This is a genomic window from Pseudoduganella dura, assembly GCF_009727155.1.
Lineage (GTDB): Bacteria > Pseudomonadota > Gammaproteobacteria > Burkholderiales > Burkholderiaceae_D > Rugamonas > Rugamonas dura.
Window position 1 is genome coordinate 352200 of record NZ_WNWM01000002.1, and the last position, 20538, is coordinate 372737.

Genomic DNA, 20538 nt, shown 5'->3' on the forward strand with positions numbered 1-20538 from the left:
GCGGCGAGCGCTTCAGCGCCTGCGCTCGTATTCGTCGCGCACGTGGCGCGCGATGAACGTGGCCAGCCCCCTGCCCGCCCCGGCCAGCGCCTTCATCGTCTCCACGCGATCGCGGCCGGTGGCGCGGTAGGTGTAGTCGTACACCTCGCCGCTGGCGAATTTCACGGCGATTGCTTCGGGTCCGATGTCGTAGGCCACCACGCCCGAGTGGCCTGCGAGGTTGCGATAGCGTTTCATCGCGTCAGTCTAGCGCGCCGGATTTCTGCCGTGCGCACGGATGCGCCGGCCGCTCATCTGCATGCTCATTGCACAGTATCCGGCGTCAGCAACGACAGCAGATGCACCAGTTTCGCCGTATCCATCGGCTTCACGAAATACTGGTCGAAGCCGGCGGCGATCGATTTTTCCTGGTCCTCCTTGCGGCCATAGCCGGTCACCGCCACCAGCTGCGCGTCGGCCGTTTGCGGCAGAGCGCGCAATTGCCGGGCGAGCTGGTTGCCGTCGATGTCGGGCAGGCCGATATCGAGGAAGCACAGCTGTGGCGCATGCGCGCGTGCCAGCTCCAGCGCCTCGGTGGCGCGGTACGCCACGTGCACCAGGTGCCCGCCGGCCTCGAGGAACAGCGCCAGCGTCTGCGCCGCATCGACGTTGTCGTCCACCACCAGGCAGCGCAGCTTGCCGGGCCGGACGGCGGCCGCGCCGGCGGGCTGCGCGCCGCCCGGACCCGCCTGGACCGGCGTCTCATCGTAAGGCAGTTCGACGGTGAACGCGCTGCCCTGGTCCGGGCCGGCGCTCTCGGCGCGCAAGGTGCCGCCGTGCAGCGTCACCAGCGTGCGCGCCAGCGCCAGCCCGAGGCCCAGCCCGCCCTGCGAACGGTCCGACGTGCGCTCGGCCTGCGTGAACAGCTCGAACACACGCGCCACCAGCTCGGGCGCCATGCCGATGCCGTCGTCGGCCACCACCAGCCGCACGAGCGCCCCGTCGCGCTGCAGCGCCACGCGGATGTGACCGTATTCCTGGGTGTACTTGGCCGCGTTGTTGAGCAGGTTCGCCACCACCTGCACCATCCGCTTGTGGTCGGCATTGATGCCCATCGGCGCGTGCGGAATGTCCAGCTCGAGTTGCTGGCGCTTCGACTTGAACAGCGGGTAGGCCTGCTCCACCGCGTCCTCGACCACCGTGCGCAGGTCCAGCGGCTGCCGGTTCAGCTTCACCAGGCCGCGCGTCACGCGCGACACATCGAGCAGGTCGTCGATCAGCCGCGTCATGTGCTCGACCTGCCTGGCAATGATCTCCGCCGTGCGGGCGATCGCCGGGTTATCCGCGTGCGCCATCTTCAGCACCTGGGCGCCCGAACTGATCGGCGCCAGCGGGTTGCGCAGTTCGTGCGCCAGCATGGCCAGGAATTCGTCCTTGCGTCGGTCCGCCGCCTGCAGCGAGGCCGCCGCCGCGTCGCGTTCCACTTCCTTCTTCTGCAGTGCCAGCGCCATCTCGTCGAGCGAGCGCGCCAGCCCGCTGATCTCCTCGTCCTCGTAGCGCATGCCGGTGCGCGTATCGAGCGAACCGCTGGCGATGCGGTCGGCGGTGCGCACCAGCGCCTGCATGCGCCGCACGATCATCAGGTCGCCGCCGAACCACGCCGCCAGCAGCGCCAGCGTGATCGTCACCACCAGGCCCACCACCGCGATCAGCTGGTCCTGGGTGGCGGCGGCCACGATCTCGTCGTAGGGGATGCCGATCACCACGGTGTACTCGGAGATGTCGGGCTTGCCCACGCGCGCGAACGCGTACAGCCGCTGGACGCCGTCGTCACCGGTCAGCAGCACCGGCACCTTCGGGCGCGTGGCCAGCGCCGGCCGCAGCTCGGCGGGGATGGGCTTGCCGAACCAGCTGGCGGGGTCGGGCCGGCGCGAGATGATCGTGCCGCCGGCGTCGACCGTCCACAGCACCGAACCGGGGGACAGCTGCACGTCGAGCACGAACTTGTCGAGTTCCACCAGGTCCATGGCGGCGAACAGCACGGCCTTCACGTCGCCGTTCTTGATGACCGGGAAAGTCAGGTTGATCGTGTGCTTGCCGATCACGCGGCCAAAGATGTAATTGCCCGCGATGAAGCGGCGCTCGGCGATCGCGCGCCGGAAATGCGCCCGGTCGGCCAGGTTGACCATGCCGACCGACGACACGGCGCTGCACGTCACGTCGCCGTTGAGCTGGATCAGGCCGAAATTCACGTAATCGGTGTTCTTCGACAGGATGTCCGACAGCAGCACACTGCAGTCCTCCTGGTTCTCCAGCAGGTCGGGAATGCTGGAAAGGTCGCGCAGGATCTGGCGCGCCCCTTCGATGGACTGGGCCTCGTTGGCCGCCGCCAGGTTGGCGACCCGCTGCAGGTTCTCGCGCGCGACGTCGATCGCATGCTCGCGTTCGCGCACGCCGGTAAGCACCGTCATCGCCGCCATCGGCGCGATCGCCAGCGCAACGAGCAGGATCAGGCGGCCGCGCAGGCTGTTCAGGCGTGGCACCGGCGGCTCCTCAGTCCGCTGCCCGGACGGACGGGCACCGTGCCGGCGGTGCCGTGTCGCGCGCGCCCGCCAGCCGGTTGCCCAGCGCGATGACGGCCGCCACGCCGCGCCGCAGCGTGGCCTCGTCGTCGGCGATGTAGCCGATGCGGATGAAGCCGGGGCAGCCCAGCGCCTCGCCCGGCATGATCGCCACGCGGTACTCGTCGATCAGGGTTTCGGCAAATGCCGCGGTATCATTCGTGAGGCGCGAAACGTCGCCCCACAGGTAGGGCCCCGAGGCCGGCGCCGCCATCGCGATCCACGGCACCGGCGCGAACATGTCCACCACCAGGTCGCGGCGCGCGCGGTAATCGGCCAGCAGGTCGGGCACGGCGCCGATGGCGAACGCCGCTCCGGCCGCGACCTGGGTCAGCGCCGGCACCGCCGCCGTGATGGGCCCCTGCAGCGCTTCCATCGCCTTCATCCATGCGTGCGGCACACAGGCGAAGCCGGCGCGCCAGCCCATCATCGCGTAACCCTGCGACGCCGAGAAGATCGTGACGATGCCCAGCGCTTCCCAGTCCGGGCAGGCGGCCAGGCTGTGGTGCTCGCCGTCGAAGACCAGCTTTTCGTAGCTCTCGTCGACGATGCACGCCGTGCCCCGGCTGCGCAGCCAGGCGCGGATGCATGCCAGTTCCGCCGGCATGTACACCTTGCCGGTCGGGTTGTGCGGGTTGTTGACGATCAGGACCCGCGCGCGTGGCAGGCCGTCGAGGAACGCGGCATCGATCACGTCCGGCTGGTCGGCCAGCACGATGTTCAGGCCCAGCAACTGGGCTGTCGCCACGTAGGCGGGCCAGTGCGGGCGCAGCACGATCACCGTATCGCCCGGGTCAGCCATCACGAACAGCGACTGGTACAGCGCCTGCTTCGCGCCGTTGGTGACGATCACGTGCCGTGCCGCGGCTTCGATCCGGTTCTCGGCTTGCAGCTTGGCGGCGAGCCTGCCTCGCAGGTCCGGCAAGCCACCCACCGCCGTGTATGGCAACAGCGGCTCCTTGAGCGCGGTGCGCACGGCCGCGCGCACCTGGGCCGGTGCCGGGAAGTGCGAGATGGCGATCGAAAAGTCGATCACCCGCTTGCCCTGCGACTTCAGCAGGTCCACCCTCTCATGCATGGCGGTGGTCGCCAGGGGGCAGGCTGCCGCGATGCGCCGCGAAACCCCATGCCGGCATGGGCCATGGTTCGGCCGTCCCCGGGTCGACTGGTCCGGGGTCGACTGGTCCCGTGGTGTCTCAGCCCGAACCGACTGGTCCCGCGCTGATTGCTCCGCTGTTTGCTCCATGATCGCTATCTTTCTTATAGTTGACGGCAGCTTTGGCAGTCCGGATATTTTACCAAGATGCAATTTTTTATTGTACCGCCCATTCGTATCGTGCGCGTTTGCCGCCGCGCGGGGCGCCCGGCCACGACCGTCGCCGTGTGCTTTGCGCGGGCACCGCCGTGCCGCTAAAATGCCGCCATCGCATGGAGGACAGATGAACCGATATCTCGCGGGCACCGCCGCCGCTGCCGCGGTTGTGCTGGCGGCGCTGGCCGGCTGGGCGCTGTTCGGGCCGGAGACCGCGCCGCCGGCCGCGCCGGACGATACCGCGCAGCCGGCCGCGGAGGCTGTCGCGCAATATGGCCGCAACCTCGGTCGGGACGTGAAAGGCATGCGGTATGTGGGCATGGAAGAAGTTCTGGCGCGGCCGCGGCAGGGCTACCGGGTCACGTTCGCCACGGCCGACCCGCAACCGGCCACGGTGCGGGACGACGCCGCCAACGCGGCGCGGCAGGCTGACTGGCAGCGCCGCTTCTGCAGTGCGCAGCTGAAGGAGCAGATGGCTGCCCGGGGCGTGCACGTGGTCACCGGGCGCGTGGTGGACGGCGGCGGGCGCACGCAGTACGTGGCCGATTGCGTGGCCGGCCAGCCGCCTGCGCCGGCCGGTCCCGGCGGGCCGCTGCTGTAGGCGACGGCGTCGCATGCTGCATTGCCTGCATCTTCACGCGAGCATGCGCAGCGCCAGCATCGCGCCGATATCGTCGGGCGGCACGGGCTTGCTGAAAAGATAGCCCTGCATCTCGTCGCAGCCGTACTGGGCAAGGAACTCGCGCTGCTGCTCCGTTTCCACGCCCTCGGCGATCACGCGCATCTGCAGCTGGTGCGACAGCGAGATGATCGCGCGCGCGATCGCCTGGTCGTCCGTGCTGTGCGCCAGGTCGCGCACGAACGACTTGTCGATCTTCAGGCGGCTGATCGGGAACGACTTCAACGCCGCCAGGCTCGAATAGCCGGTACCGAAATCGTCGATCGACAGCGCGATCCCCATCGTCTCGAGTTCGCGCATCTTGTCGACGGCCTGCTGCACGTCGCGCATGATCAGGCTTTCCGTCACTTCCAGCTCGAGCCATCGGGCATCGAGTCCTGCCTCGGCCAGCGCGGCGGCCACCCGGCCCACCAGGCGCCGGTCGTCGAACTGGCGCGGCGACACGTTGACCGACATGCTGATCGGCGGCAGGCCCGCATCCTGCCAGCTGCGCGCCTGCCGGCACGCCTCGCGCAGCACCCATTCGCCGATCGCCACGATCATGCCGCTCTCCTCGGCCAGCGGAATGAACTGGTCGGGGCGCACCATGCCGCGCTCCGGGTGCTGCCAGCGCACCAGTGCCTCGACGCCGAACACGCGGCCGGTGACCAGGTCCACCTTCGGCTGGTACAGCAGGCGCAGCTGGCTTTCATCGACCGCGCGGCGCAGCCCTTCCATCAGCGCCAGCTTTTCCTCCAGCGACGCATTCATCTCGTGGGCATAGAACTGGCAGTTGTTCTTGCCCAGCTCCTTGGCGCGGTACATCGCCGCATCCGCGTTCATCATCAGCGTGTCGCGGTCGCGGCCGTCGGCCGGGTAGACCGCCGCGCCGATCGAGCAGCTGATCTGCACTTCCTGCCCGTCGAGCATCACCGGCCGCACCACCGCCGCCAGGATCTTGTCCAGCAGCGCCGCGCGGTCGGCATCGCCGGCAAGCGCCTGCGGCAGCACCAGCACGAACTCGTCGCCGCCGAAGCGCCCCACGGTGTCGCTCTTGCGCACGCACTCGCTCATCCGGCAGGCGATCGTCTTCAGCAGTTCGTCGCCGGCCGTGTGGCCCAGCGTGTCGTTGACGAGCTTGAAACCGTCCAGGTCCACGAAGGCCACCATCACGTGCTGGTCTTCGCGCGCGGCATGCCGGATCGACTGGTCCAGCCGGTCGCCGATCAGGCTGCGGTTCGGCAGCCCCGTCAATGCATCGTGGTGCGCCATGTGCACGATGCGGGCCTCGTCGCGCTTGTGCTCGGTGATATCGCGCAGGATCGCCACCACGCCGCCTTCGACGCCCACGACCTGCCAGTGCATCCACTCGGCGTCGAATTCCGGCATGTCGTTGTGCCACTCTTCCTGGTACACGCCGCCGGCCACCGTGATGCGGCACAGGCCGTCGAACATGCCCACCTCGCGCGCGCGCGGCAGCCACTGCAGCAATGTATTGTTGCGCATCTGTTCCTTGGTTCGCCCGGTGATCTGTTCGGCGCGCGTATTGACCGAGACGATGCGGAAATCGGTGATCCGTTTCTGCTTGTTCCATACTGCACGCAGCACGAAGAACGCATCGAGGTTCGCTTCCGACGCGGCGGCATACGTCTCCTGCGCGCGGCGGATGCGGCGGCGCGCCTTCGCGCCCTGCCATGACCAGGCCCACACGAGCGCGATGATCAGCAGCAGCACGGCCGAGGCGACGCCGGCTTCCCACAGGTGGGTACGGCGGCCCGCCTCGAAGGACGCCATCTGCTCGGCTTCGGCCAGCCCGACCATGGCGACCAGGCCATACGTGCGCAATGTGCGCATGGCGGTGTGGCGCGGCACGCCGTCCAGCGTGGACATCCACGGCTGCGCGGACGGCCGTTCCCAGGCCGCCAGGTCGACGTGCTGGCCCCAGGACGTGCGCTCGCCGATCCGCACCGAACGCATCACGCCGTCGGTGCCGGCGATGGCAAGCAGCCCCAGGTCCCCCTGGCGCGAGCGCTCGTAGCCGATGGTGAAATATGCCGGATCCACTTCGACGATCACCGCGCCGGCGAACAGCCCGTCCGGTCCGTTCAGGCGGCGCGTGAAGTGGATATGCCAGTCCGGGCGTGCCGCGTCGCGCGCGGTCTCCGTCACGAACGGCTGGCCGGTGTCGCGCTGGCGGTGGAATTCGAAATAGCGCTCGCCGGCCACCGACTGCCCGGGCGCCGCCGGGCTGCTGGCGATCACGCGGCCGGACGCATCGGCGATGCTGACGGCGAACACCACGCCGGGCGGCAGCAGGCCTTCCTGCGCCAGTTCCGGCAGCGCGGCGCCGGCGCCCTTGCGCTCGGCCGCGTACTTGATCAGCTTCAGCGTCTGGTCGATGCCGTTCAGGTTGCGCGCCACCTGCGCCTCGTACGTATCGAGCAGCTCCATCACGGAGTCGCGCGCCGCCGTTTGAGCGGCGGTCCGCTCGTTGCCGATGAAGTGGAACGTGGCGGCCCAGATCACGCCCAGCAGCAGCAGCATGAACAGCGGCAGCGAAACATAGGTCTCGAGGCCGAGCCGCAGCCAGCGCATGCCGCGCGGCTCGGAGCGCAAGGTGGAGTGCGAACTGGCGCGCAACCGGGCGCCCATCAGCGCACCATCAGCACCGGGCGCACGGTCGGGTCGAGCGCCGAGCGTTCGATGTAGCCGATCATGCCGGGATTCTCGGCCACCAGCTTGCGCACGGCGGCGCTGCCGGCCACCTCGCGCGGCGGCTGGGCGCGGCCGGTAAAGATCATCTTGGTCCAGTAGGCCTTCATCAACGCGGGCGAGCGGTGCGCCACCCTGTCGTAGAATTCGTCGCGCTGCGACGAGCCGATGTTCTGGTCGACCGCGATGGCCTCGCTGCCGTCCGGGAAGCGGTTCACTTCGGAGAGGAAGATATCGGCGACCTGGTCGGCACGCAGCGCCGTCACCGGCGCGCGGGCCGAGACGATGACCACCAGGTCGGCGGCATGCGCACTGCCGGCCGCCAGGGCGAAAGCCAGCGCCAGCGCATGGCGGAGTGTTCGTTTCGTCATCTGGGCCCCGTTCAGAACACGAAATCCACGCCGGCGCTGACCACGCCGAACGCACGGCCGGAACGGAAGCCCGGCTGCACGTTGATGAGCGTGCCTTCCGAGCCGCCGCGTGGCGTGACCCGGTCGAGCTGCAGCTTGAACGCATAGTTCGGGGCGAAATCCCAGCGTACGCCGGCGCTGACGGTATCCTGGATGCCGATCCGGCGCAGCCGGTGATTCAGCTCGTCGTTCAGGAACATCGCCATGGCGGCGGCCTGCGGCGGCAGGCCGGCGACCGGCAAGCCCGCCACCCGGTTGGCCATGTTCGCATCGACGCGTGCATAGGTGAGATACGGCGCCAGGTTGCCGGTTCGGTAGCCGGCCGAAAGGTAGGCCGCGGTCTGGTCGCCCAGCATCGAACGCGTGTCGATGCGGCCGACCTCGCCCATCAGGAACCAGTTGCCCGGGTCGTAGCTGAAGCCGGCGCCGAACACGCGCACGTTGCGCTTGGCGATGTCATAGCGGTCGGCCAGGGCCTGGCCTGGCGGTCCGAAGCTGCGGAAGGCATCGAAGAATGGCTCCGCGCCCTCGATCTCCAGCATCGAACGGGCCAGGGTGGCGCGCATGGTCAGCGCGCCGGCGGTGGCATTGTGCGTGAGGCCGATGACATTCTTGGTCTTGCCCCTCGCCTCCGCGCTCAGGCGCACCGATGCCCTGCCGATCGATATCTGGGTTTCATGCTTGAAACCGGCCGCGTGCCAGCGGTAGCTCGCATCGATGCCGTCGCTGTTCGAGATCGGCATCAGGCTGTACAGCTCGACCGGCGTGCGCAGCCACGGCAACGCGTAGCTGGCCTTGCGGTAATCGGCCGCCAGGAAAAGCGGCAAGGCGATGCGCCCCGCCCGCACGGACAATTCCGGCGTGACCTGGAATTTCACATTGGCCCAGTTCAGCGAGGGCCCGTACGAGTCCAGGCCTTTTTCCTGCACCACCTGGACGATGGCCGACCAGCGCTTGTCGAACTGCACGCCAAGCTGCGCGCCGATCCGGCTGTCCACGTCGAACGCCCATGCCTTGCCGTACCCGGCCCGGCCGGTCGAAATCGGGCTGGCGGAGTAGTCGGCCTGGTCCTCGGCCGAATGCACCGCCGCGAGGGTGCCGAAGCCGCCGAACGTCCACTTGGCCTGCGCATGGGCGCCGCCGTGCGCGCATGCGAGGGCGGCCGCCAGCGCGGCAGCGGGAAGGACGCCGCGGCGGCGCGGTGCATGGAGCATCGATGACATGTTTTCCTGGACCATGTGCGGTTGGTGCCGGTTGGCGGCAATGGGTTCAACGGGACGGCGAATCACGGCTGGCTGCTTCGGCGTGAACTGGCCGGATGGCGGTACGAGGATGGGGGACCGCGCGAAGGTATTACTTTAGTACAGAGTCTTGATGCCTGTCGACAAGTTTCCTAGAGGAACTAGCCCAAATCTTCAATGCAACGGGCTTTTGCAACAGTAAAATAGGCTTTTACCCATGGATTGGATGGCAATTGGATATTTCTTGCGGCACCTTGATCGTCGACGCGGCGGGCCGGCTGCTGCTGTGCCACGTGACCGGCACGAAGCATTGGGACATCCCGAAGGGATTGCGGGACGCCGGCGAGACGCCGCTGCAGGCGGCGCGGCGCGAACTGTTCGAGGAGGCGGGGCTCGAGATCGACGCCGGCCGTTTCACCGACCTGGGCGCATTCGATTATCGCCGCGACAAGCGGCTGCACCTGTTCCGCGTTGCCGCCGGCGACGACCTGTGCACGCTCGACCACCTGGTCTGCACCAGCTTCTTTCCGCATCATGTAACGGGCGTGCCGACGCCCGAGACCGACGCATTCCGCTGGGCCAGCCGCGACGAGGTACGCACGCTGTGCTGGCCCCGGATGGCCCAGCGCCTGCTGGCGCTGGACTGGTGAAGGCCGCGGCGGGCGCACTGCCGCCGCGAACGACGGCCGGGGGCCCGGTCAGTCCCTGTCGCGGCGCGACAGGAAATACCAGGCGACGCCGGCCACCGCCGCGCCGATGGCCACCTTCTGCGCCAGCCCCTTCTTGTTGTGCTGCCACTCGGCCTTGATGCCCATTTCGCCGAGGATATTGGGCACGTGGCCGCGCGCCAGGTCATCGACCAGGCCTTCGACCACGTCGATGCGGTCGGCCAGCATCAGCAGCAGCCAGTGCCGGATATCGTTCTCGGTTTCCTTGAACGCGGCGCGCCGTACCATGCCCGATACGCCGCGCGGCGGATTCGGGCTGCCGAACAGCGGCGTGATGTGCGGCCGCTCGAGCGACACCAGCACCTCCACGTTGCGCGGCTGCTGTTCGGGCTGCGTCAGCGGCGCGTCGATGCGGGGCGGCGTGCGCTCCATCGGGTAAGCGGGACGGTTCTTGTGGTCCAGGTCGGCGCCCCAGCCCTGGATCGACGAGCGGTCCACCGGCGGGCGGCCGTGCTGGAACACGGCCAGGTCGCTGCCATGGTCGTGGTTGCCGTCATGCTCATGCTTGTTGTCGGATTCGTGGGCCATGATGGTCTCCTCAATTCTTGGCGGTGGACGTGACGGCGCGCACCTGGTTCGCCGATGGCGGAATCAGCACCGTCTTGATGCAGTTGTCCAGCTTGGACGAGAAGATGTGGTAGGCGTCCGACACTTCTTCCAGCGGCACGCGGTGCGTGATGATCTGCTTCGGATCGATCCGTCCGGCCTGGATATGCTCGATGAGCCGCGGCAGGTGGCGCTTCACGCTGGCCTGGTTCATCCGCAGCGTGAGGCCCTTGTTCAGCGCATTGCCGATCGGAATCGCGTTGAAGGTAGGGCCATACACCCCCACGATCGACACGTTGCCGCCCTTGCGCACCGAGTTGATGCACCAGTGCAGCGCGGTGGCCGAGCCGGCCTGCATCATCGTATAGACGCCGGTGATCGTCTGCGCCGCGCTGCCGGCCGCCTCGCAGCCGACCGCGTCGATGCACACGTCCGCGCCCAGCCAGTCGGTCATCTTCTTGATGTGCAGCGCCATGTCGTCGACTTCGCGGAAGTTGACCACCTCGCACTGCGCATAGCGCCGCACGAAGTCGAGCCGGTATTCCACATGGTCGACGACGATCACGCGCCCCGCCCCCAGCAGCCATGCCGACTTGGCGGCAAAGATGCCCACCGGGCCGGCACCGAACACGACAACGGTATCGCCTTCGGAGATGTCGCCCATTTCGGCGGCCTGGTAGCCGGTCGGCAGCGCATCCGTCAGCAGCACGGCGTCGTCCTCGTCCAGGTCCGGCGGAATGACCGTCGGGCCGATGTCGGCCATCGGCACCCGCACGAACTCGGCCTGCCCGCCGTCGTAGCCGCCCGCGGTATGCGAATAGCCGTAGATGCCGCCCACGGCCGACGCCTGCGCGTTGGTGTTGTGGCAATTGCCGTACAGCTCCTTCTGGCAAAAGAAGCAGGAACCGCAAAACACGTTGAACGGTACCAGCACGTGGTCGCCCACCTTCAGCTTCTTCACCTGCGAACCCACTTCCTCGACGATGCCGACGAATTCGTGGCCGAAGGTGGTGCCGACGCGGGTATCGGGCACCAGGCCGTGATACAGGTGCAGGTCGGACCCGCAGATGCAGGACCGGGTCACGCGGATGATGGCGTCGCCGGGGTGTTCGATGACGGGATCGGGTTTGTGGTCGGCACGGACGCGGAAGGGTCCGCGGTAATTCATCGCCAGCATGGTATCTCCTGTTGCGGTTGATTACGAGGAATTGCGATCGCGCTACAATGACCTGCGACTTGCGCAAATGAGCGCAAAAAAGCCGCCTGGGGGCGGCTTCGCGACGTCACGGTCAGCGGGTCGGCAGCGGCGGCGTGGTGGTGCCGGTGGTGCCCGTTCCTGTCGTGCCGGTGGTGCCGGTACCGGTCTTGCCGGCGCCCGAGCGGGTCATGCCGGTGCCGGACGTGTCGGAACTGCCCGGCGAACCGGTAGCGCCGGTCGTGCCGCTGCCCGAAGTGCCCGACGTGGCCGAACTGCCGGAGGTGCCGCTTTCCGACGAGCCCGACGTGGCCGAACCGCTGGCGCCGGAAGTCGCCGAAGGTGGCGTGCTGTTCATGCCGCTCGTGCCGCTGGCGCCGCGCCACGAATCGGTGCCGCCGGTGCTGCCGGCGGCGCTCGTGCCGGACGCGCCCGATCCGCTGGTGGCGTTCATTTCAGTCGAGCTCGAGCCTGCCGTGCCGCTGGCGCCGGACGTGGTGGTGTCCTGGCTGCCGGTGCTGCGCTGCGTGGACTTGGTGGACTTGTGTTTCTTGTCCGTCGACGTCTGCTTGTCCGCGCCCGCGGCGTGCGAGCCGGTCGAGGTCGATTGCGCTGCCACACCTGCGCTGACGAGCATTGCTGCGAGAAGTACCGTGAGTTTCGTTTTCATGAAATTCTCCTTGTGCTTACCGGTGCATACGGCGAATTGAAATTCTGGCATCGACGGCAGGGGGATGACGTAGGAGAACGCGCCGTGCGGCAGTCGGAACTGCCCCAAGCAAAATGAAAATATTTCCAGGTTTTACCGCTTTTACCGCCTGAACCACCAGATCAGCAGCGATGGTGGATACAACGATGCGATCGACACGACGATGCAGGTGACGATCGGAAAGTGGAAGCTGAACCCTTCACGGACGACGTGTACGTCCCCGGGCAGGCGGCCCAGCGGCAGCCTGCGCAGCCAGGGCCAGGCGAGGCCGGCCGCCAGCAGGACGGCGCCGAGAACGATCAAGAGCTGTCGCATGGCATTTATCGCATGGCCGGTGGAAAAGCGCAGTGTAGCGCGGCGCCGCCCCCACCGGCGCCCGCCCGCCATGCGTTCGCTACACCCACAGCATCAGCGTGTTGGCGCTGGCCTGCAGCGCGGGAACGCAGCGGGCGGTCGCTTCGGCACGCGACACGCTCGAGATCATCATCGACACGGACAGCGCGCCGATCGGCCTGCCATGACGGTTCTTCAGCGGCACCGAGATGCCGCGCAGGCCCACCTCGTACTGGTTTTCCGTCACGCCGAAGCCCTGCTCGCGGATGACGTCCAGTTCGCGCCGCAGCACCTCCTTGTCGAGCACCGTCATGTGCGTGTAGGGCACCAGTTCGACGCGCGCCAGGTACGCGGCCAGTTCGCTTTCCGGCAGGCCGGCCAGCAGCACCCGGCCCGCCGTCGACGTGTAGGCGGGCAGCCGCGTGCCGGGCTCGAAACCCGGAGTCAGGTGGCGCGGCGCATTGACACGGCTGACATACACCACGTCGTCGCCGTCGAGCACCGAGTAGTTGGTGGATTCCTGCAACTGCGCCGTCAGGTGCTGCAGGTACGGCACGATGGCGCGCGGCAGCCGGGCCGAGTCCAGGTAGGAATGGCCCAGCGTCAGCACCTTCGGCGTCAGCCAGAACTGGCGGCCGTCGGTGGCCGCCATGCCCGTGTGCACGAGCGTGAGCAGGTAGCGGCGCGCCGCGCTGCGGCTGATGCCGATGCGTTCCGCAAGCAGGCTCGGTGTCAGCCGGGCGGTTTCGTCGTTGAACGCGGTGATCACGGCGATGCCGGTGACCAGCCCTTCGATGATGTCGCGCGGAGCGACGGCGATATCGGTCAGTGCCGGCTTTTTCATGGTCAAAAAAAGGATGTTTTGTGCGCTAATCGCGCACTATGAGCGATTGTCGCATTTTTGGCGGTTTGGCGGTGTTTTTTTGCTCACGGTGCCTTCCTATACTCGGACCATCGTTTCACACCAAGGAATGCCATGAGCCAGTCCCAACTGTCCGCCGACCCCGCCCGCCAGGCGGCTTGCCTGCCCGGCAATCCGCTCGGGATCGACGGCATCGAATTCATCGAATACGCCACCACCCAGCCGCAGGCGCTCGGCACGCTGCTCGAATCGATGGGCTTTGCCGCCGTTGCCCGCCATCGCTCGCGCGAGGTCACGCTGTACCGCCAGGGCGGCATGAACGTGATCGTCAACGCCGATCCGCGCACGCTGCCGCTGCTCGACACCGAGCCGCAGGCTACCGTGATCGGCGCCATCGCCCTGCGCGTGCGCGATGCCGACGCGGCCTACCGGCGCGCCGTCGACATGGGCGCCTGGCCGATCCCCACCCGTGCCGGCGTGATGGAACTGAACATCCCCGGCGTGCACTGCGCCGGCGATTCCATCCTGTATTTCGTCGACCGTTTCGGCGATTTCTCGATCTACGACGTGGACTTCAAGCCGATTCCGAACGTTCCCGCGGGCCTGTCGACCCAGCCGCCGGCGATCGCCGGCCTGCACTTCTTTGGCGTGGTGCAGGCAATCGGCGCCGGCCGCGCGCCGGAATGGACGGATTTCTACCGGCAGATGCTGGGGTTCCAGCCGCTGGCCGAGGGCCGCTGGTTCGGCGTGGTGCCGAAGGGCACGCTGCTGGAAAGCCCGTGCCAGCGCTTCTACATCCAGCTGGTCGAGCCGCCGGAAGGCGCCGGCGGCCTGCAATGGGAAGAACAGATGATCCGCGTGGGCCTGGGCACGCCGGATGTCGGCGACGCGGTGCGCGCGCTGAAGGAGCGCGGCATCGTCTTCCTCGATCGCGAACCGTCGCAGCGCGGCGCCCTCACCCAGCTCTACAAGGGCGGGGTCAGTTTCGAACTGGTGGCCAGCGACCTCGAAAAGAACAGGAACGGAGGCATCGATGAGTGAGATTTCCGGCACCACGCGCATTTTCCCGGTGATCGGCTGGCCGGTCGAACAGGTCAAGGCGCCCACGCTGTTCAACGCGTTCTTCGCGCGCCACGACATCGATGCGCGCGTGATCCCGCTGAAGGTGCCGCCCGAACACTACACGGCCGCGGTGCGCATGCTGATGGCGATGGAAAACGTGGGCGGCATCTTCGTGTCGATCCCGCACAAGCCGATGAGCGTGACCGCCGTCGACGAAGCGAGCCCGCGCGCCCTGCTGGCCGGTGCCTGCAACGCGATCTACAAGGGCAAGGACGGCCGCATCATGGGCGACCTGATCGACGGCGAAGGCTTCATCCGCGCCTTCGACCGCACCTGCGGCGACACGCCGTTCCCGTGGCGCGACGCTGGCGCGCTGGTGGTCGGCAGCGGCGGCGTGGGCTGCGCGGTGGCCGAGGCACTGGCCACGCGCGGCATCGCCCGCCTGGCCGTCTGCGACACCCGCGCGGAACAGGCCGATGCCCTGCGCGAGCGCCTGCAGCGGGCATTTCCCGCTGTCGAAGTCTCGGTCGGCACGCCGCACGCGGCTGGCCACGACGTGGTGGTCAACTGCACGCCGCTCGGCATGCATGCGGACGATCCGCTGCCGGTCGACCTCACGGGCATCGCGCCATCGGCCATCGTCGCCGATTGCGGCATGAAGATCGAGATGACGCGGCTGCTGCGCACGGCGCAGGAACTGGGCTGCCGCATCCAGAAAGGCAAGGAAATGATGATCGAACAGTCGCCGCTGTACCTGGAACTGTTCGGCTGGCACGGCATATCGGCGGACGAGTTCCGCGCACTGGGGGCATTATGAATCTGTCGAACTTCGGCATGGACACGATCACGCTGGGCGGATCGCTCGAATCGAAACTGGCCGCTTCGCGCGCCGGCGGCTTCACGCAGATCATGTTGTGGGCACGCGACCTGGCCACCTACCCCGGCGGCCTGGAAGCCGCGGTGGCGCTGGTGAAGGGCAGCGGCGTGCGCGTGACGGGCATCCAGGTGATGCGCGACTACGAAGGGCTGTCCGGCGCGCTGCACGAGTACAAGCTCGATATCGCGAAACAGATGCTGCTGGTGGCCCGCGCGGTGGGCGCGCCGCTGTTGATGGTGTGCTCCAGCACATCGAAGCACGCCAGCGGCGACATGGCGCACATCGCCCGCGACCTGGCCAGGCTGGCCACCCTGGCGGTGCCGCTGGGCGTGCGGATCGGCTACGAGGCATTGTCGTGGGGGCGGCATGTCAACGGCTACACGCAGTCGTGGGAGGCGGTCGCGCTGGCCGACCACGCCAACCTCGGCGTGATCCTCGACTCGTATCACATGCTGGCCAATGACGCCGACCTCGACGGGCTGGAGGAAATCCCCAGCGACAAGATCGCGCTGGTGCAGCTGTCCGACTACATGTGGCGCGACCTGCGCAACGCCGAGGAACGGCTGGAGACGGCACGCCACCTGCGCGTGTTCCCCGGCGAAGGCGCGCATTCGAAGGAGCTGTCGGACATGCTGCGCCGCCTCGACCGCGCCGGCTACCGGGGCGACTTCAGCTTCGAAGTCTTCAACGACGATTACGTGCAGCTGCCCCAGACCTTCGTGGCCCGGCGCGCCCTGGCCGGCGCGAAGTGGGTGACGGACCAGGTATTGCGCCGCAGCCTGCCGGTGCTGCGCGCCACGCCGCATCACGCGGCGATGGCCTGATGGCCGCGGCAGCGAAGGACATGGGATGAAGACGATCATGGTGCTGAACGGCCCGAACCTGAACCTGCTGGGCCGCCGCGAACCGGGCATCTACGGCGCCCACACGCTGGGCGACGTGGAAAGGCTGTGCGCCGAAGCCTGCGCGCGCGAAGGCTACGCGCTCGACTTCCGGCAGTCGAACCACGAAGGCGTGCTGCTCGACGCGCTGCACGAAGCGGGCGCCGCGCAGGCGGCCGGCACGCTGGCCGGCGTGGTGCTCAACGCCGGGGCCTACACGCATACATCGGTGGCACTGCACGACGCGATCAAGGGCGCCTCGGTGCGCGTGATCGAACTGCACATCTCCAACGTGCATGCGCGCGAGCCGTTCCGGCACCATTCGTTCATCGCGCCGGCCGCCGAAGGCGTGATCGCCGGCCTCGGGGTGCGCGGCTATGCGCTGGCGATCCAGGCCCTGGCGGGTTCGGTCCTGGCAAAATCGGCCCCTGCCGGACAACGGACCGCATGACCATGCCGCAAGCGCCGCTGCCCGTCGACCGGCACCCGGCCGGTCCAGGGTCGCCCGGGCCCCAACCGGCCGTGCCGCAGGCGGTCTTGCTGACGCTGCTGCTGGCGGCGCAACCGGTCGCCACCGACCTGTACCTGCCGGCCCTGCCGCATATCGCCTCGGGCCTGGGCGCCGCGGCGGGACATGTGCAGGCCACGCTGACGGTGTTCATCCTCGCGTTCGGCGTCGCGCAACTGGCCGCAGGGCCGCTGGTCGATCACCACGGCCGGCGCCGGGTGCTGCTATGGGGGCTGGCGCTGTACGTGCTGTCCGCGGGTGCCGGGGCGCTGGCCGGATCGCTCCCGCAGCTGCTGGCGGCGCGGGCCGTGCAGGGCATCGCCACGGCGGCCTCGGTGATCGCGGCGCGCGCCATCATCCGCGACCGGCACGCGGGGCCGGCCGGCATGCGCATCATGGCCAGGAGCCTGACGGGCCAGAGCGCCATCGGCGTGGCCTGCCCGCTGGCCGGCGGCCTCGCCGCCCAGTACCTGGGCTGGCAGGCCACGCTCGGCATGGTGGCGGGTTTCGGCGTGCTGGCCTGGGTGGCCGTGTACGCCGGCTACCGCGAGACCTGGACCCGGCCCACGGCGACAAGCCGCGCCGGCTGGCGGACCTTCCTGTCGAACCCGCAGTTCGTGGCATGCGCGCTGCTGGCGGGCCTCTCTTTTTCCGGGGCGCTGTGCTTCCTGATCCTGTCGCCGTTCGTGTTCATCGGCGAGTTCGGCATGTCGCGCCTGGCGTATGGCGCGTTGCCGGCACTGTGCTCGCTGGCGTTCCTGCTCGGCACCGTGCTGTGCGGCCGGCTGCTGCGGCACTGGAGCGTGCCGCGCGTGGTGCGGCTGGGCGCCTGCCTGTCGCTGCTCGGCGGCGCCGGCCAGGTGCTGCTGTGGCACGGCGGCGTGCATACCGTGTGGGCACTGGCCGTGCCGCAGTGCGTGTACATGCTGGGGCATGGTTTCCATAACCCCTGCGGCCAGGCCGGCGCGGTGGCGCCGTTCCCGGCCCAGGCGGGCCGCGCGGCCGCCCTTTCCGGCTTCGTGCTGACGGCGACCGGTTTCGTCAGCGGCCAGCTGGCCACGGCCAGCGGCGCATCCGCGTCGGACACGCTGGTGGGGGCGATGGGCTGCATTACCGCCCTGCTGGCCGCGGTCGCGCTGGTGTTCGTGCCGTTCGCGTATCGCGGCGGGCCGGTACTCCGCTCCGCGGGCAATTAGAACAATCCAGAACAATATTACATAACGGAGACAACATGAACGCGAAAAACCTCTTCGCATGGGCCACTGTCGCCTTCCCTGCCCTGGCGGGAGCGCAATCGGCCGGCGTTACGCTGTACGGCAATTTCGACGAATACATCGGCCACGTGCGCAGCAGCAGCGGCGCCCACGTCACGGGACTGAACGACGGCGCGATCCTGCGCAGCCGCCTCGGCGTGCGCGGCAGCGAAGACTTGGGCGACGGCCTGCTGCTCAAGTACAACCTGGAACTGGGCCTCAACGCCGATACCGGCACCGGCGCCGACAGCAGCCGGCTGTTCGACCGCCAGGCCTGGATCGGCCTCGCCACGAAGGCCGGCGAGTTCCGCGCGGGCCGCCAGAACACCGAGATCTTCATGATCGGCGGCGCCATCGACTACACCGACCGGACCACCTTCGGTTCCGTCATCAATACGTTCGGCATTCCGTCCCGGTACGACAACGACTTTTCGTACCGCACGCCGCGCATCGGCGGCGTGGAACTGACGCTGCATTACGCGTTGCCCGAGAACGGCGGCGGAGTCGGGCAACAACCCGCGCGGGGCAACGATCCGCTGGTGCAGCTGGCGCTCGACTACACGCGCGCGCCGTTCCGGTTCGGCTACGTGGGCCTGCAGGCCAGCCCGAACGATGCCACCGCCACGGTGCACGAGAAGGTGCGCTATCACAACGTGTACGCCAACTACCGCTACGGCCGGGGCACGCTGTACGCGGCCTTCGTGCGCAGCAATAACTCGACGGCCAGCGCCAACGGCAACAACGCCGCCACCATCCTCAGCAATGTGTCGATCCCGAACAACCACTTCGCCGGCACCGACCTGAACGCGGCACGCTACTACAACATCTGGCAGGTGTCGGCCGACTACCGCGTCGATGCGCGGCTGCGCGTGGGCGCCCTGTATGGCGCGATCCGCGACACGTCGGGCGGCAACGCCGGCGCGCGCGGCGCCAGCGTCGGGGGCTTCTACGACCTGTCGCGGCGCACGTCGCTGTTCGCCTTCGCCGCCTGGCTGAAGAACGACCCGGCAGCCGGCTTCCGCTTCAGCAGTTCGGCCGGGCCATCCGCCAACCTGGCCGGCGACGACGTCAACGGCCGGCGGCTGACCGGCCTGCAGCTGGGAGTGCTGCACAAATTCTAGAAGCACCAGTTCCGCGAAGAGAACGCATTTTCAGATCGCGCCCGAGGGCGCACACTAATACCTGGAGGAAGATATGTCGACTGCAATGAATATCAGAAATATCCCGGCAAGAAATACCAACGATCGGGGGCAGCCATGAAATCGCAAGCCAGAAAAGCCACGTGGAGCGGATGGATCGGGTCCGTGCTGGAGTACTACGACTTCTTCATCTACGCCACCGCGGCCACGCTCGTGTTTCCGCAAATCTTTTTCCCGTCGACCGACCCGAAGACGGCCATCGTCGCGTCGCTGGCCACGTACGGCGTCGGCTACATCGCGCGCCCGATCGGCGCGTTCATGCTGGGCCACTGGGGCGACACGCGGGGACGCAAGTACGTGCTGCTGATGTGCATGTTCCTGATGGGGATCTCGACGATGGCCGTGGGCCTGCTGCCCACGTATGAACAGGTGGGCGTGCTGGCGCCGGCGCTGCTGGTGCTGCTGCGCCTGGTGCAGGGCTTCGCCGTGGCGGGCGAGATTTCCGGCGCCAGCTCGATGATCCTGGAACACGCGCCGTTCGGCCGCCGCGGCTTCTTTGCCAGCTTCACGCTGCAGGGCGTGCAGGCCGGGCAGATCCTTGCCGCGGCGGTGTTCCTGCCGCTGGCCCACTTCATGCCCGAGGCGCAGTTCAATTCGTGGGGCTGGCGCATTCCGTTCCTGCTCAGCGCCGTGGTGATCCTCGCCGGCTACCTGATCCGCCGCAACGTGCACGAGACGCCGGCGTTTGCGCAGGAAAACAAGCGCGCCAAGGCGCCGATGGTGGAAGCCGTCACGGAAAGCTGGCGCGACATGCTGCGCGTGGTGTGCATGTCGTTCATGAACGTGATCCCCGTGGTGACGTCGATCTTCGGCGCCGCGTACGCGGTGCAGGCCGGCTACGGCATCGGCTTCTCGAAGGATGTCTACCTGTGGATTCCCGTGCTGGGCAACTGCCTGGCCGTGCTGGTGATTCCGGTCGTCGGCACCCTCGCCGACAAGTTCGGCCGCAAGCCGCCGATCATCGCCGGCGCCCTGCTCTCTGGCCTGCTGTCGTTCGGCTACCTGTACGCGATCAGCATCCACAACGTGCCGCTGGCGATCGCGATGTCGCTGCTGATGTGGGGCGTCGTCTACCAGGGCTACAACGCGGTGTTCCCCAGCTTCTACCCGGAGCTGTTCCCGACCCGCACCCGCGTCTCGGCGATGGCCATCTCGCAGAACCTGGGCACGCTGGTGACGGCGATGCTGCCGGCGGTCTTCGCCTTCGTGGCGCCGCCAGGCGCCAACGACATCCCGCTGAAGGTCGGCGCGATCACGTTCGGCGTGACCGTGATCGCCGCGCTGGCCTGCATGTCGGCGCGCGAAACCTACCGGATCAGGATGGAAGACCTGGGCAACCCGGATGCGGTGCCGATGCCGAGGGAAGAGTACCAGCGGCTGCGCAAGGCCAGCGCCGCACCCGTCAAGGGCCGGCAGGAGGCAGGCACGGCGCATGGCGTCGGAACCTGACGC

Annotated in this window: 20 protein-coding genes; 9 read left to right on the top strand and 11 right to left on the bottom strand. The window is 68.1% G+C overall.

Annotated elements, in window-relative coordinates:
• Positions 1–12: 12 nt before the first annotated feature.
• The 3 genes from GJV26_RS01710 to GJV26_RS01720 all read right to left on the bottom strand — a co-directional run bounded on the left by GJV26_RS01710 (position 13) and on the right by GJV26_RS01720 (position 3678).
• Positions 13–237 carry a hypothetical protein gene (locus tag GJV26_RS01710; protein WP_155707125.1) on the bottom strand — a complete coding sequence of 75 codons (225 nt, stop codon included), beginning with the start codon at positions 235–237 and terminating at the stop codon, positions 13–15.
• A 65-nt stretch (positions 238–302) separates the two neighbouring features.
• Positions 303–2522: a hybrid sensor histidine kinase/response regulator gene (locus GJV26_RS01715; protein WP_229427934.1), complete on the bottom strand. Its 2220-nt coding sequence runs from the start codon at positions 2520–2522 to the stop codon at positions 303–305.
• Positions 2523–2532: 10 nt separating this feature from the next.
• Positions 2533–3678, bottom strand: a complete 1146-nt coding sequence (locus GJV26_RS01720) for a pyridoxal phosphate-dependent aminotransferase (RefSeq protein ID WP_155707127.1) — start codon at positions 3676–3678, stop codon at positions 2533–2535.
• A 361-nt stretch (positions 3679–4039) separates the two neighbouring features.
• Between GJV26_RS01720 and GJV26_RS01725 the strand changes: the two genes are divergently transcribed.
• Entirely contained in the window at positions 4040–4513 is a 474-nt protein-coding gene (locus GJV26_RS01725) for a hypothetical protein (protein WP_155707129.1), read from the top strand.
• Between the two features lie 33 nt (positions 4514–4546).
• Here the strand turns inward: GJV26_RS01725 and GJV26_RS01730 are convergent, their stop codons facing one another.
• The 3 genes from GJV26_RS01730 to GJV26_RS01740 are packed head-to-tail and all read right to left on the bottom strand — an operon-like array spanning position 4547 to position 8915.
• Positions 4547–7222, bottom strand: coding sequence for a bifunctional diguanylate cyclase/phosphodiesterase (locus GJV26_RS01730; RefSeq protein WP_155707131.1), 2676 nt, complete (start codon positions 7220–7222; stop codon positions 4547–4549).
• Positions 7222–7653, bottom strand: coding sequence for a type 2 periplasmic-binding domain-containing protein (locus GJV26_RS01735; RefSeq protein WP_155707133.1), 432 nt, complete (start codon positions 7651–7653; stop codon positions 7222–7224). The genes GJV26_RS01730 and GJV26_RS01735 overlap by 1 nt, the downstream gene beginning before the upstream one ends.
• A gap of 11 nt (positions 7654–7664) precedes the next feature.
• Positions 7665–8915 (bottom strand): porin, encoded by a 1251-nt coding sequence (locus GJV26_RS01740; RefSeq protein ID WP_229419139.1) that lies wholly within the window; start codon positions 8913–8915, stop codon positions 7665–7667.
• Positions 8916–9166: 251 nt separating this feature from the next.
• On the opposite strand from GJV26_RS01740, the gene GJV26_RS01745 reads away from it, so the two are divergent.
• Positions 9167–9583: an NUDIX hydrolase gene (locus GJV26_RS01745; protein ID WP_155707135.1), complete on the top strand. Its 417-nt coding sequence runs from the start codon at positions 9167–9169 to the stop codon at positions 9581–9583.
• A 48-nt stretch (positions 9584–9631) separates the two neighbouring features.
• Here the strand turns inward: GJV26_RS01745 and GJV26_RS01750 are convergent, their stop codons facing one another.
• From GJV26_RS01750 to GJV26_RS01770, 5 genes are all read right to left on the bottom strand, one after another.
• The gene (locus GJV26_RS01750; RefSeq protein WP_229419140.1) at positions 9632–10189 is read right to left on the bottom strand and encodes a hypothetical protein; all 558 of its coding nucleotides are present in this window, start codon (positions 10187–10189) and stop codon (positions 9632–9634) included.
• 10 nt (positions 10190–10199) lie between these two features.
• A complete protein-coding gene (locus tag GJV26_RS01755; protein WP_155707137.1) occupies positions 10200–11384 on the bottom strand; it encodes a zinc-dependent alcohol dehydrogenase in 1185 nt (394 codons plus the stop codon).
• A 112-nt stretch (positions 11385–11496) separates the two neighbouring features.
• Positions 11497–12072 carry a hypothetical protein gene (locus GJV26_RS01760; protein ID WP_155707139.1) on the bottom strand — a complete coding sequence of 192 codons (576 nt, stop codon included), beginning with the start codon at positions 12070–12072 and terminating at the stop codon, positions 11497–11499.
• A 141-nt stretch (positions 12073–12213) separates the two neighbouring features.
• Entirely contained in the window at positions 12214–12426 is a 213-nt protein-coding gene (locus GJV26_RS01765) for a DUF2905 domain-containing protein (RefSeq protein ID WP_155707141.1), read from the bottom strand.
• A 79-nt stretch (positions 12427–12505) separates the two neighbouring features.
• Positions 12506–13288, bottom strand: a complete 783-nt coding sequence (locus GJV26_RS01770) for an IclR family transcriptional regulator domain-containing protein (protein WP_155707143.1) — start codon at positions 13286–13288, stop codon at positions 12506–12508.
• A gap of 132 nt (positions 13289–13420) precedes the next feature.
• Here GJV26_RS01770 and GJV26_RS01775 point away from each other — a divergent pair, with 132 nt between their 5' ends.
• The 7 genes from GJV26_RS01775 (at position 13421) to GJV26_RS01805 (ending at position 20535) form a co-directional block, all read left to right on the top strand.
• Positions 13421–14347, top strand: coding sequence for a 4-hydroxyphenylpyruvate dioxygenase (locus GJV26_RS01775; protein ID WP_155707145.1), 927 nt, complete (start codon positions 13421–13423; stop codon positions 14345–14347).
• Complete coding sequence (locus GJV26_RS01780) at positions 14340–15185, top strand: shikimate dehydrogenase family protein (protein ID WP_155707147.1); 846 nt, start codon at positions 14340–14342, stop codon at positions 15183–15185. Before GJV26_RS01775 ends, GJV26_RS01780 begins: the two co-directional genes overlap by 8 nt.
• On the top strand, positions 15182–16069 hold the full coding sequence (locus tag GJV26_RS01785) for a sugar phosphate isomerase/epimerase family protein (RefSeq protein ID WP_155707150.1): 888 nt from the start codon (positions 15182–15184) through the stop codon (positions 16067–16069). Before GJV26_RS01780 ends, GJV26_RS01785 begins: the two co-directional genes overlap by 4 nt.
• 25 nt (positions 16070–16094) lie before the next feature.
• Positions 16095–16577 carry a type II 3-dehydroquinate dehydratase gene (gene aroQ, locus GJV26_RS01790; RefSeq protein WP_155707152.1) on the top strand — a complete coding sequence of 161 codons (483 nt, stop codon included), beginning with the start codon at positions 16095–16097 and terminating at the stop codon, positions 16575–16577.
• Entirely contained in the window at positions 16574–17830 is a 1257-nt protein-coding gene (locus GJV26_RS01795; RefSeq protein WP_155707154.1) for a multidrug effflux MFS transporter, read from the top strand. Before aroQ ends, GJV26_RS01795 begins: the two co-directional genes overlap by 4 nt.
• A 35-nt stretch (positions 17831–17865) precedes the next feature.
• A complete protein-coding gene (locus GJV26_RS01800; RefSeq protein WP_155707156.1) occupies positions 17866–19008 on the top strand; it encodes a porin in 1143 nt (380 codons plus the stop codon).
• 135 nt (positions 19009–19143) lie between these two features.
• Entirely contained in the window at positions 19144–20535 is a 1392-nt protein-coding gene (locus tag GJV26_RS01805) for an MFS transporter (protein WP_155707158.1), read from the top strand.
• Positions 20536–20538: the final 3 nt, after the last annotated feature.